Source organism: Massilia sp. UYP32, from assembly GCF_050434365.1.
GTDB classification, from domain to species: Bacteria; Pseudomonadota; Gammaproteobacteria; order Burkholderiales; family Burkholderiaceae_D; genus Telluria; species Telluria timonae.
Genome location: NZ_JBNDIK010000004.1, coordinates 136,085 through 148,570, shown reverse-complemented (window position 1 = coordinate 148,570; position 12,486 = coordinate 136,085). Strand labels below are relative to the sequence as shown.

Genomic DNA, 12,486 nt, shown 5'->3' with positions numbered 1-12,486 from the left:
GTCACTCCCCGAGGAACGGCAGCACGCGCCCTAGCAGCAGCTCGGGCGCTTCTTCCGCGATGTAGTGACCGCAGGGCAGCGCCCCGCCCTGCACGTCGTCCGCCACGCGTTTCCACTCCGCGATCGGCTCGAAACAGCGCCCCACCACGCCCTGCTCTCCCCACAATGCCAGCAGCGGCATCGTGAGCTTGCGGCCGGCGGATCGATCAAACCGGTCGTGTTCGAGGTCGATCGTGGCGGCGGCCCGGTAATCCTCGCAGATGCCGTGCGCCGCGCCCGGCAGCGCCAGGCAGCGCTGGTATTCGCGCAGCGCGCGCGGATCGAACGGCGCCAGGCCGGCGCTGCGCTTGCCCATCACGTCGCGCACGTAGGCGGCCGGGTCGGCCTCGATCAGGCGCTCGGGCATGGGCGCCGGCTGGATCAGGAAGAACCAGTGCCAGTAGGCGCGCGCGAACGCTTCCGAGGTCTGTTCGTACATCGCCAGGGTCGGCGCGATATCCAGCAACGCCATCCGCTCGACTGCCTGTGGATGGTCCAGCGCCAGCCGGTGCGCCACGCGCGCGCCGCGATCGTGGGCCAGCACACTGAAGGTCTCGAAGCCCAGAGAACGCATGACGGCCAGCGCATCGAGCGCCATCGTGCGCTTGCTGTAGTTGGCGTGATCAAGCGCCCCTTGCGGCTTGCTCGAGTCGCCATAGCCGCGCAGGTCGCAGGCGACCACCGTGAAACGCTCGGCAAGCTGGGGCGCGACCTTGTGCCAGATCGCGTGGGTTTGCGGGTGGCCGTGCAGGAGCAGCAAGGGCGGGCCCTCGCCGCCGACGATGCCATTGATGGTGACCAGTGGGTCGACTTCGACCCGCAAGGCGCGGAAATCCGGGAACAGTGCTGTCATCTTGCCTCTGCCAGTGTGAAGATTCGTGGGCTACCACCAGGACTATACGTCACTCCGGCAACAACTCGACATTCTCGATCTCGCCGGCCTTGTTGAGCGAGAACTTCATCGTGACGTCGTCATGCGCGAAACGCGCGCGGTAGACATACAGGCGCTTGCCGTTCTTCTCGCCGCGTTCCATCGGCTGTACCTCGGACAGCTTGCCGAAGTCCCGCATGTCCGCCCGCACCCAGCCCATGAACTGGGGCGAGAAGAATTCCCTGGCCGATGCCGACAGCCCGGGTGGCTGCTCGCCGCGCTCGAAATATGCCAGGATCTCTTTCGCGCGCGCGGTGGCTGCAGGCTCGGTGTCGGCGATCGGATGCTGCACCAGGGCCGGCAAGACCATGCGGGCGACCTGGTTGCCGATTTTTTCCACCGGCGCCGAGGTCGAATTGGCCAGCACGATCACGGCCAGCCGGTCGTCGACGAAGCGGTGGATCACGCTGCGAAAGCCCTGCCAGCGGCCGTTGTGCCAGACGCGCCGGTGGCCGTTGACCGGTTCCAGGCTCCAGCCGAAGCCATATGGCTGGGTGTTCCCGTTCTTGAGGGTGACCGGCGTCCAGCTGGCCTGGCGGATGCGCGCGGTCAAAGGCTTGTCGCCATACAGCGCCAGGTCCCACAGGGCCAGGTCGTGCGCCGTCACGTACAGGCTGCCGTCGGCGGTGGCGTTCATCGTCGGCGATACCCATTCCTGGTTCTTGACCTGCCCGTCCACCAGCTCGTAGCCGGCCGCACGATGCGGCACGATATCGCGCTCGCTGATCACGCGCGCCGACATGCCCAGCGGTGCGAAGATCCGCTCGCGCAGCTGGTCACCATAGAACTTGCCGCCGACCTTCGTGCACAGGTAACCGAGCAGCTGGTAGCCGACGTTGCTGTATGCCCAGTCTTCACCCGGCTGGAAATCCAGCGGCAGCGCACCGGCGATCGCGATCATTTCGTCGTCCGTGTAATCCTTGCGCAAGTCGATTCTGTTGCCCGGGTCGGCCAGGCCCGAGGTATGCGTCAGCAGGTGGCGCACGGTGACGTCCTTCCAGGCCGGCGGCGTGTTCGGCAAGTGGCGCGCGACCGGGTCGTCGAGCCCGAGCTTGCCATCCTCGACCAGCAGCATGACCAGCGCGGCCGTGAACTGCTTGCCGATCGACGCGGCCTGGAACAACGTCGCTGGCTTGACCGGCACCTGGTGTTCGAGGTTCGCCAGGCCATATGCCTGCTCGCGGACGATCTTCCCATCACGCACGATCGCCAGGCTCAGGCCAGGCGTCTGGCTGCGCTGCATTTCCGCCTTGATGAAGTCATCGATGGGATCGGCGCGGCCCCATGAAGAGGCAAGCAAGAGCAAAACGGCAAGCAATGTCCACAAACGCATAGGGTATCCTCGGTCAATTGAATGGAGTAGATTACTTCCCAACAGTAGCATTTAAAATTGCCATGCAATAGCAACATTCTTACATGAAGATAAATTCATGCGCACCGCATGAGCTTTGCTTATGCATTGCACATGTTCTTACATAAACCTGACATTTCGATAATTGTTGTAAAGATGCACGGCGGCGGTTTTAACGAATTGACACCATGAATGGTGCTGCGCAGTATGGACCAGAGGCAACCGCCTCGCCCTTTCCCAGGACCACCGCCGTAGAACAAAAAAAGGAATCAGCACCATGCAGAAAGCCAGGACGGAAAAAACAGCACTCGCTCTCGCCATCGCCGCGCTGTGCGCGGGCGCCGCCCATGCCCAGGAGGCCGCACCACAGGCCGAGACGGCCAGCAATGCCGCCACGGTCGTGGTCACCGGCACCCGCGTTGCCAACCGCACCGCGCTCGACACCGCCGCGCCGGTCGACATCATCTCGTCCGACACCCTCAAGAACGCCGGCAGCACCGAGATGAACCAGGCGCTGTCGATGGCCCTGCCCTCGCTGAACTTTCCGCGGCCCTCGCTGACCGACGGCACCGACACCATCCGCCCCGCCACCCTGCGCGGCATGGCGCCGGACCAGACCCTGGTGCTGGTCAACTCCAAGCGCCGCCACGCCTCGTCGCTGGTCAACGTCAACGGTTCGATCGGCCGCGGTTCGGCGGCGGTCGACCTCAACACGATCCCGACCGCGATCGTGAAATCGGTCGAGGTGCTGCGCGACGGCGCCGCGGCGCAATATGGCTCGGACGCGATCTCGGGCGTGGTCAATATGCGCCTGCGCACCGACCGCGATGGCGGCGAAGCGAGCGTCACCTATGGCGCGCGCAAGTCCGAATACGATTTGTGGAACGATGTGGCGCCCGCCGGCGGCACCTGGAGCGGTCCGGATTCGCGCAAGCGCACCGACGGCCAGACCGCCACCGTCAGCCTGTGGAAGGGCCTGGCCCTGGGCGAATCCGGCTTCCTGACCGTGGCCGCCGAATACCGCGACCAGAACCGCACCGAGCGTGGCGGCTACGACATGCGCCAGCAGTACCCGCGCGTGAATGGCGCCTTCGATCCGCGCGAGAACACGATCGACCGCTTCAACGCCTGGACCGGCGAACCGGACCTCGACCAGGCCACCTTGTTCGCCAACGCCGGCAACAACCTGGGCGGCGGCGTCAAGGTCTATGGCTGGGCGAGCTACCAGGACCGCGACGCCACCTCGTCCGGCTACTTCCGCCCGCCGCAGGATGCCCGCAACATCCTGTCGATCTATCCGGACGGCTTCCTGCCGCTGATCTCCCCCACCGTCAAGGACTTCTCGATGACGGGCGGCGTGACCTGGCAAGCCGGCCAGTGGGACATGGACGCCTCGCTCGGCTACGGCAAGAACAAGATGGAGTACACGATCGAGAACACCCTGAACCGCTCGCTGGGACCGACCAGCAAGACCGAGTTCTACGCCGGCGGTTATTCGTACGACCAGGCCGTGTTCAACCTGACCGGCGTGCGCAGCATCGAGCTGGCATCGCTGTCCTCGCCGCTGAACGTGGCGGTGGGCGTCGAGGCGCGCCGCGAAGGCTATGAGCTGTTCGCCGGCGAAGAGCAGTCGTGGAGCTATGGCGGCGAGGTGCTGCCCAACGGGACGCCGGCCGCGCCGGGCGCCCAGGTGTTCCCGGGCTTCCGCCCGGCCAACGAGGTCGACGCCCACCGCAACGCGGTTGGCGCCTTCATCGACCTCGAAGCGAACGTCACGCCCGAGCTCCTTGCATCGGCCGCGGTGCGCGCCGAAAAATACTCGGACTTCGGCAACAGCGTGGCCGGCAAGCTGGCGCTGCGCTACGATTTCAACAAGGCGTTCGCGCTGCGCGGCGCGATCCAGAACGGCTTCCGCGCGCCGTCGCCGCAGCAGCAGCACTTCACCGCGACGTCCACCAACTTCATCAACGGCATCCCCTACGAGATCACGACCTTCAAGCCGTCCGATCCGGTGGCGGTGGCCCTCGGCGCCAAGCCGCTCGACGCCGAGGAATCGGTCAACGCCTCGCTCGGCGCCGTGCTGCGCCTGGGCGGCGTGAGCGTGACGGTCGACGCCTACCGCATCGACATCGACGACCGCATCATCCTGTCCGAGAACCTCACGCAGGCCAATGTGCGCGACTACATCGCCAGCCAGGGCTTCATCGGCGTGGGCGGCGGGCGCTTCTTCATCAACGGCGTCGACACCACGACCAAGGGTGTGGACGTGGTGGTCAACTGGGCGCACAACGCCGGCGCGGCGGGCCGCTTCGACTTTACGCTGGCCGGCAACTTCACCGACACCGAGGTGACCAAGGTGCCGGTGACCGAGCAGCTGTCGAGCCTGAGCCCATCGCCAGTCCTGTTCGACCGCGTCAACGTGCTCTCGCTCGAGAAGGGCCAGCCGAAGAACAAGATCAGCGCCAACGTCGCTTGGCGCCTCGGCCCATGGGGCGCGACCCTGCGCGCCACGCGCTATGGCGAGGTGCTGTCGCCGGGCACCACGGCGGCCTTCGACTTCGAGCTGGGGGCCAAGACCGTGGTCGACCTGGAGGGACGCTACGCCGTCACGCCCAAGCTGACCCTGGCCCTGGGCGCGGACAACGTCTTCGACCAGTACCCGGAAACGCTGCCGCCGGCGCTCAACACCACGGGCAATACGCCGTTCTCGACCTATGCGCCGTTCGGGCGTTCGGGACGCTATATCTACGGGCGCGCGACCTACGCGTTCTGACCCTGGCACGGCATGGGCGGCAGCCGCTCGCGGCAGCGCCGCCCATGCGTGTCGGATCGCGCCGCCCACCAGCGCCCGACAGCACGCCGTTTCAATCGAACGGCCCGAAACCGGCAGAGCTGGTATGCTATTTCCTTGAGACAATTTCTATTGTCTAAATACAATCCCCTCCTCTCAAGCGAAATTATCATGCTGGCTCACGACGATGTCGCGCAGTGGCGCGCACGTGTTTTCACGTCATTGATGTCCGTCGTCCTGGTGCTGGCCCTGATCGCGGCAGTGCCCAGCGCGGCGCTGGCGGTCTACCGCGACATCCCGGCGGTAGCCCTGATGGACACCGCCGCACTGGCGTGGATCCTGGCGATCTGGCGCATGGACCATCTGGCCTACCGGACCCGCGTCCTGAACTTCCTGGCCATGCTGTACGGCGTAGGCATCGGTTCGATGCTGGCGGCCGGTGCGATCGGCCTGTTCTACCTGCTGGCGGCGCCCGCGCTGGCCGCCGTCCTGCTGGGTACGCGGCAGGCGATCGCCGCGCTCGCGCTCAGCGCCGCCACGCTCATGGTGCTCGGCCTGACCGGACAGACCGACATCCCGGTCGGCCACTATGCGCACGATTCGCTGCCCAGCGTGCTGATCCTGACCCTGAACTTCACCTGCGTGGGCGGCCTGATCACCCTGAGCTGCGGCACCCTGCTCAAGGGCCTGGCCGGCTCGCTGAAGGATGTGCGCACCTCCGCCGCCTCGCTGGAAGAAGGGCAAAGCCTGCTGCGCGCGATGAACGGCGAACTGCGGCTGACTTCCGCCGCGCTGGCCGGCCTCAACGAGATGGTATTGATCGTCAAGGTGGACGAGCGCCCCGGCGCCATCCAGCCCGTCATCTTCGCCAACCGCGCCTTCGAGCGCCGCAGCGGCTACCGCGCCGACGAGATCGTCGGGCGCAGCATGCGCATGCTGCACGGCCCCGACACCGATCCGGCGGTGGTGGCGCGCATCGTCGAGGCCATGGGCAAGCGCGAGCCGGTATCGGCCGAGCTGGTGAACTATTCGAAGACGGGCGAGCCGTGCTGGGTCGAAATCGAGATGGTGCCGTTCGCCGGCGAAGGCGGGCCGATCACGCACCTGGTGGTGGTGGGACGCGACATCACCGAGCGCCGCCGCTCGGCCGACGCGATCGAGCAGCTGGCCTTCTTCGACGTGCTCACCGGCCTGCCGAACCGGCGCCTGCTGATGGAGCGCCTGCACGCGCTGGTGGAGGGGGCGCACGCGGGCCGCGGCCTCGGCGCGGTGCTGTACATCGACCTCGATAATTTCAAGAGCGTGAACGATGCGCGCGGCCATGCCACCGGCGACGCCCTGCTCAAGCACGTCGCCGCCCACCTGGTCGACGCGGTGCGCGAAGGAGACACCGTGGCCCGCCTCGGCGGCGATGAATTCGTCATCCTGGCCGCGAATCTCGGCAGCGACGGCGCGTCCGCCACCGCCGCCGCCCAGGATCTGGCGCAAAAGGTCGGCAAGGCGCTGCGCCGTCCGGCCATGATCGACAACCAGGTCTACCATTCATCGGGCAGCATCGGCGTCGCACTGCCGCTGCGCCAGGGTCAGACCACGCACGACCTGCTGCGCGAAGCCGATACCGCGATGTACCACGCCAAGGCGGCGGGTCGCAACGGCGTCGCGCTGTTCGAGACCACGATGCTGGCGGCGGCCGAGAACATGCTGACGCTCGAGCGCGACCTGGCCGATGCGCTGGCGCGCAACGAACTGGCGCTGCACCTGCAGCTGCAGGTCGACCCCGCCGGCGCGCCGGTCGGCGCCGAGGTGCTGCTGCGCTGGCGCCGCGCGGACGGCGTGCTGGTGCCGCCCGATGTCTTCATCCCGGTCGCCGAAGAAACCGGCCTGATCGTGCCGCTCGGCGCCTGGGTCCTGCGCCACGCCTGCCTGGCATGGCGCGAGCTGGAACGCGCCGGCCATGCGCTGCCGCTGTCGATCAACGTCAGTCCGCGCCAGTTCCGCCAGCCCGATTTCGTCGCCATGGTGCGCGCGGTGGTCCAGGAGACGGGCGTGCCGCCGCGGCAGCTGATCTTCGAAGTGACCGAAGGCCTGCTGGTGGATGACATCGACGACACGGTAAGCCGCATGCAGGAACTGGCGCAATTGGGAATCCGCTTCTCGATCGACGACTTCGGCACCGGCTATTCGAACCTGGCCTACCTGCGCAAGATGCCGCTGTACGAACTCAAGATCGACAAGGGCTTTATCCGCGACATGCCCGACGACAGCAACGGCACGGCCCTCGTGCAATCGATCCTGGCGATGGCGGGCCAGCTCGGCCTGCGGGTCGTGGCCGAAGGCATCGAGACCTCGGCGCAGGCGCGCTTCCTGGCCGAACACGGGCAGCCGTGCATGCAGGGCTACCTGTTCTGCCGTCCGATGCCGCTGCAGGACCTGATCGAACGCCTCGCAAGCGCCGAGGTGGGAGCCGCAGACTCCCTGGCCTAGCTGTCGAGCACCTCGCCCAGCCTGCGCGCGAGGAAGTCCACCAGCGCCGCCACCCGCGGCGCCAGCGCGCCCTGCTTGTAGAACACCGCCCATACGGGCTGGGTCCACGGCAGGGTGTGCTCTTCGAGCACCGGCACCAGGCGCCCCGCCGCCAGGTCCGAGCGCACCAGGAATTCTCCCACCGACGCGATGCCTGCCCCGTGCAGGGCCAGGTGGCGCACCGTCTCGCCACTCGAGGCCAGCACCTGCGGCGTGACGGTATAGCCCTCGCCGCCGGCATGCAGCAGCGGCCAGGTGTTGAGCGAGGCCGGCGCCGTGAAGCCCACGCTGCGGTGCTGCGCCAGCTCGCCTGGCTCGCGCGGCACGCCGTACTTGTCGATATAGGCTGGCGCCGCCACCACGCGCAGCCTGCCGCTGCCCAGGCGCCGCGCATTGAGCGTCGAATCGGGCAGCGCGCCGATGCGGATCGCCAGGTCGGCCCGCTCCTCGATCAGGTCGACATAGGTTTCGCCGCTGGTCAGTTCCAGCTGGACCAGCGGATACGCCTCCAGGAAATCGGGCAGCAGGGGCGCCAGCAGGTGGTCCAGGGCCGGGGTCGAGGCATTGACCCGCACCAGGCCCGAAGGCTGCGACCGGCGCGCCTGCGCCTCGGCCTCGGTATTGGCCAGGTCCTGCAGGATGGCGCGGGCGCGCTCGAGCAGCCAGGCGCCTTCTTCGGTCAGTTGCAGGCGCCGCGTCGTGCGGTGCATCAGCGTCATGCCAAGGCCATCCTCGAGCCGCGAGATGGTGCGCGAGACTCCCGATGGCGTCTGCCCCAGGCGTTCGGCGGCGGCCGAGAACGAGCCGGAATCTATGACGGCGACAAATACAATCAACGCGTCGACATCGATCATTATTGACTCCGAGTCAAAAGTCCATTGTACAGCGGCCTATTTTTCCTTGCACCCTGGCACGGCACACTGCATGCCTGGCTCCAGCCACGTCAACAACAAGGAGAATCACATGCCACTCGCACTCTGGGCGCTCACCTTGAGCGCCTTCGCCATCGGGACGACCGAATTCGTGATCGTCGGTCTGATCCCCACCATCGCCGCCAGCCTGGGCGTCTCGGTGCCCTCGGCCGGCCTCTTGGTCAGCCTGTACGCACTGGGCGTCGCCATCGGCGCGCCGGTGCTCACCGCCCTCACCGGCAAGCTGCCGCGCAAGCACCTGCTGCTCGGCCTCATGGTCCTGTTCACGCTCGGTAACCTGGTGGCCTGGATGGCGCCGAACTACGAAGCGCTGATGGCCGCGCGCGTGCTCACGGGCCTGGCGCACGGCGTGTTCTTCTCGATCGGTTCGACCATCGCCACCAGCCTGGTGCCGAAAGAGAAGGCCGCCAGCGCCATCGCGCTGATGTTCACGGGCCTCACCGTGGCGCTGGTCACCGGCGTGCCGCTCGGGACCTTCATCGGCCAGCACTTCGGCTGGCAAGCCACCTTCCTCGCCGTGTCGCTGCTGGGCGTGATCGCCGTCATCGGCAGCGCGATCCTGGTGCCGTCGACTATCGCGGGCAGCCAACCATCGAGCCTGCTGACCCAGCTCGCGGTGCTCAAGAAACCGCGCCTGCTGCTGGTGTACGCCATGACCACGCTCGGCTACGGCGGCAGCTTCATCGCCTTTACTTACCTGGCGCCGGTGCTGCAGGAAGTCTCGGGCTTCGCGGCGTCGACCGTCAGCCTGGTGATGCTGGTGTATGGCGTCTCGGTCGCGGCCGGGAATATCTGGGGCGGCAAGCTGGCCGACCGCCATGGCCCGGTGCCGGCGCTGCAGATCGTGTTCGCCCTGCTGGCCGTGGTGCTGCTGGCACTGACCTTCACCGCGCCGAGCAAACCGCTCGTGCTGATCACGGTGCTGGCCTGGGGCGCGGTCGCCTTCGGCAACGTGCCCGGCCTGCAAGTCTATGTGGTGCAGCGCGCCGAGCGTGACGCGCCGCAGGCGGTGGACGTCGCCTCGGGCCTGAACATCGCCGCATTCAACGTCGGCATCGCGCTGGGCGCCTGGGGCGGCGGCCTGATCGTCGCCCACCTCGGCCTGATGGCCACGCCGTGGATCGGCGCCCTGGTCGTCGTCGGCGCCCTGCTGCTCACGACCCTGGCCGGCTGGCTCGACCGGCGCGAAGGCGTGCCGGCCAAGGCGGCCGTGCGCAGCGCCGCCGCCACCCATTAACTCATTTCGAAGGACACATCATGAAGATGCCACAACTGGGTCTCGGGACCTTCCGCCTGCAAGGGCAAGCCGCGATCGACTCGGTCACAACAGGCCTGGAACTGGGCTACCGCCACATCGACACCGCCCAGATCTATGGCAATGAGACGGAGGTCGGCCAAGCGTTGCGCGAATCCGGCGTGGCGCGCCGCGAGGTTTATCTCACCACCAAGATCTGGACCGAGCACCTGGCGGCCGACAAGCTGGCCGCCAGCCTGAAGGACAGCCTGCGCAAGCTGGGCGTCGAGCAGGTCGACCTGACCCTGATCCACTGGCCCTCGCCCGGCGCCGCCGTCCCGGTGGCCGAGTCGATGCAGGCCCTGCTGGCGGCGCGCGACGCCGGCCTCACGGGCGCGATCGGCATCTCGAACTTCCCGGTGGCGCTGATGCGCGAGGCGATAGCCGCCGTCGGCGCGGAGAATATCGCCACCAACCAGGTCGAGCTGCACCCCTATCTGCAGAACCGCGGCGTGGCCGACTTCGCGCGCGCGGCCGGCATCCACGTCACCGCCTACATGCCGCTGGCCTATGGCAAGGTGATGAGCGACCCGGTGGTCAAGGAGATCGCGCGCCGCCACGGGGCCACGCCGGCCCAGGTGACGCTGGCCTGGCTGCTGGCCAAGGGCTACGCCGTGATCCCGTCGTCGACCAAACGCGAGAACCTGGCCGGCAACCTGCGGGCGACTGAACTCGTGCTGGGCCGGGAGGACAGCGCCGCCATCGATGCGCTCGACGATGGCGCTCGCCTGGTCAGCCCGGATTTCGCGCCGGCCTGGGATTGATTAGAGCCTATCCCGGTAGGTGTGGGGAAGCTCATGGCGACATGCGCGTAGGCGATGCATGGCTGGCGTGGGCAAGGCGCGAGGAGGCCGCATGGCAAGCCATGCAACGACGAGCAACGCAGCCCACGTCTGCCAGGCGCGCCAGGAGCGACTCACACCTACCGGGGTAGGCTCGTTACTGATCCAGTTCCGGATAGCGGCGGAAGATGCCTTCCTGGTTGAACGGGATGCGCCGTTCGGACGCCAGGTAGGCGGCGATGTTGGGCCGCGCGGCCACCCGGTCGCGCAGGCTTGCCAGCACCGGATGCTCCTGCTCGATCTTCTTCATCGCGTTCGGGAAGGCATAGCGCAGGCCTTCGATCACCTGGAACAGCGACAGGTCGGCGTACGTCACCTTGTCGCCCGTGAGGTAGTCGCGCGGCTCGGGGTTGGACAGCAGGCGCGCGAAATAGGCCATGAACTTGGGGATGCGCGACTCGACGAAATCGGCCGAGCGGCGCAGCGCCTCGGGCTTCTGGTCTTCGTAGTACAGCGCGGACGCGATCGGGTGATGGGTGTCGTGCGCCTCGGTCACCAGGTCGGCGATGGTCAGCTGCAGCTGGTGCACCCACAGGCGGCCCGGGTCGGTGCGCGGCGCCAGGCCGTGCTGCTCGCCCAGGTAGAGCAGGATGTTGGCCACCTGGCCGATGACCAGCTCGCCGGCCTTCAGGAAGGGCGGCGCGAAGGCCGGATATTCCTCGACGTCGAGCGCCGCCATCAACAGGTCGACCCCGCCTTCGCGGCGCGCCACGTCGACGTAGTCGGCGCCCGCTTCTTCCAGCGCCAGGCGGACGAATTCGCCGCGGCCCTGGATGCTCGGCCAATAGAATAGCTTGTACGGTTCCACCATGATAAATTTCTCCGATGTCTTCAGGTCGGCCCATGGTATCCGCAGTAGACCGTACACGATGCACGGCATGGTCGATACTGCTGAGGGCGTCGTAAGTAGCGGCAATTGATCGGACTGCTAGCGTCACGACACGGAACCACCAAGAGAAATAGTTGCTCGGAATGCAAATTTGGTTCTTTGAAGAGACTGTCGAGCCTCGTACAATCGACGCTCCATAACTCATCAGGAGGTCTCTCGGTTGATCTCAAAGAATCCCAAGCAGCAAACGCCGAACGCATCGCCGAACAGTTCCTGCTGGTTCGCAAGCAGCTTGAACATAGAGTGGAAGAGGCCGATCTGAATGGCATTGCCGCGACGTTGACGGCGGCCCTGTGGTCGAGCGATGAAGGGGCGAAGGCTAATGGTCTGACAAAGGGTAAGCTTATCTACCTTGCCCCACCTCGCGGTTGATTGCTCGTACTTGAAGGGCAGTTACCAATATCAGCGGTGACGGCCCCGAAACATCAACACCAATGCGGTGAGAATGCCCGAGCCGAAAAACGCGTAGAAGATGATGCCAAATGCCTTTTCAACGTTCATTCCGGGGTCAAGGAAGAGTATTGAGATATAGACAATTGCCACCGCTAAGAGTGCGACGCCAAATGAAATTAGCATGGTTCTCATGCGAATGGCTCCGCAATAGGGCAATTGAAATACTGTCCGGCTTTACTGCCGCCTGCCCGTACAACTTCTTCCGCAAAGGACGTGCAGTTATGCGCCACGCGTACAGGACGTTATTGCATTCGATCCAGTTGCGGTGCCGCTCGTCTTCGGATTCCCCATTGATGCCTCCACTATAAGGATTCAACGGTGATTCTTGCCCGAACAAGAACAATGTTGGCAGGTGTCAAAAAATACGCGAGGAAGCTCAACAAGACGATTGCTTATGAGCCGGTAATATAGATTGACGGTTGCACCATGATAAATTTCTCT

Annotated in this window: 10 protein-coding genes; 5 read left to right on the top strand and 5 right to left on the bottom strand. The window is 66.1% G+C overall.

Features of this window, described 5'->3' with window-relative positions; translation table 11 throughout:
- Nucleotide 1: 1 nt before the first annotated feature.
- Both ABIB42_RS04670 and ABIB42_RS04665 read right to left on the bottom strand, forming a co-directional pair.
- A complete protein-coding gene (locus ABIB42_RS04670) occupies nt 2–892 on the bottom strand; it encodes an alpha/beta fold hydrolase (protein WP_429247963.1) in 891 nt (296 codons plus the stop codon).
- 49 nt (nt 893–941) lie between these two features.
- On the bottom strand, nt 942–2,270 hold the full coding sequence (locus tag ABIB42_RS04665; protein ID WP_429247962.1) for a serine hydrolase domain-containing protein: 1,329 nt from the start codon (nt 2,268–2,270) through the stop codon (nt 942–944).
- A gap of 328 nt (nt 2,271–2,598) precedes the next feature.
- Between ABIB42_RS04665 and ABIB42_RS04660 the strand changes: the two genes are divergently transcribed.
- Nucleotides 2,599–5,094 carry a TonB-dependent receptor plug domain-containing protein gene (locus tag ABIB42_RS04660; protein ID WP_429247961.1) on the top strand — a complete coding sequence of 832 codons (2,496 nt, stop codon included), beginning with the start codon at nt 2,599–2,601 and terminating at the stop codon, nt 5,092–5,094.
- 189 nt (nt 5,095–5,283) lie between these two features.
- Nucleotides 5,284–7,596: a putative bifunctional diguanylate cyclase/phosphodiesterase gene (locus tag ABIB42_RS04655; RefSeq protein ID WP_429247960.1), complete on the top strand. Its 2,313-nt coding sequence runs from the start codon at nt 5,284–5,286 to the stop codon at nt 7,594–7,596.
- On the opposite strand, the gene ABIB42_RS04650 is transcribed toward ABIB42_RS04655, so the two are convergent.
- The gene (locus tag ABIB42_RS04650) at nt 7,593–8,489 is read right to left on the bottom strand and encodes a LysR family transcriptional regulator (RefSeq protein WP_071362066.1); all 897 of its coding nucleotides are present in this window, start codon (nt 8,487–8,489) and stop codon (nt 7,593–7,595) included. The two genes, ABIB42_RS04655 and ABIB42_RS04650, sit on opposite strands and share 4 nt — an antisense overlap.
- A 109-nt stretch (nt 8,490–8,598) precedes the next feature.
- Here ABIB42_RS04650 and ABIB42_RS04645 point away from each other — a divergent pair, with 109 nt between their 5' ends.
- Both ABIB42_RS04645 and dkgB read left to right on the top strand, forming a co-directional pair.
- Complete coding sequence (locus ABIB42_RS04645; protein ID WP_184240299.1) at nt 8,599–9,804, top strand: MFS transporter; 1,206 nt, start codon at nt 8,599–8,601, stop codon at nt 9,802–9,804.
- A 20-nt stretch (nt 9,805–9,824) separates the two neighbouring features.
- Complete coding sequence (gene dkgB, locus ABIB42_RS04640) at nt 9,825–10,625, top strand: 2,5-didehydrogluconate reductase DkgB (protein WP_184240301.1); 801 nt, start codon at nt 9,825–9,827, stop codon at nt 10,623–10,625.
- 175 nt (nt 10,626–10,800) lie between these two features.
- Here the strand turns inward: dkgB and ABIB42_RS04635 are convergent, their stop codons facing one another.
- Nucleotides 10,801–11,514: a glutathione S-transferase gene (locus ABIB42_RS04635; protein ID WP_005666540.1), complete on the bottom strand. Its 714-nt coding sequence runs from the start codon at nt 11,512–11,514 to the stop codon at nt 10,801–10,803.
- Between the two features lie 177 nt (nt 11,515–11,691).
- Here ABIB42_RS04635 and ABIB42_RS04630 point away from each other — a divergent pair, with 177 nt between their 5' ends.
- Entirely contained in the window at nt 11,692–11,964 is a 273-nt protein-coding gene (locus ABIB42_RS04630) for a hypothetical protein (protein WP_157225554.1), read from the top strand.
- A 30-nt stretch (nt 11,965–11,994) separates the two neighbouring features.
- Here ABIB42_RS04630 and ABIB42_RS04625 read toward each other — a convergent pair whose 3' ends face one another.
- A complete protein-coding gene (locus ABIB42_RS04625; RefSeq protein ID WP_005666539.1) occupies nt 11,995–12,177 on the bottom strand; it encodes a hypothetical protein in 183 nt (60 codons plus the stop codon).
- Between the last annotated feature and the right edge of the window lie 309 nt (nt 12,178–12,486).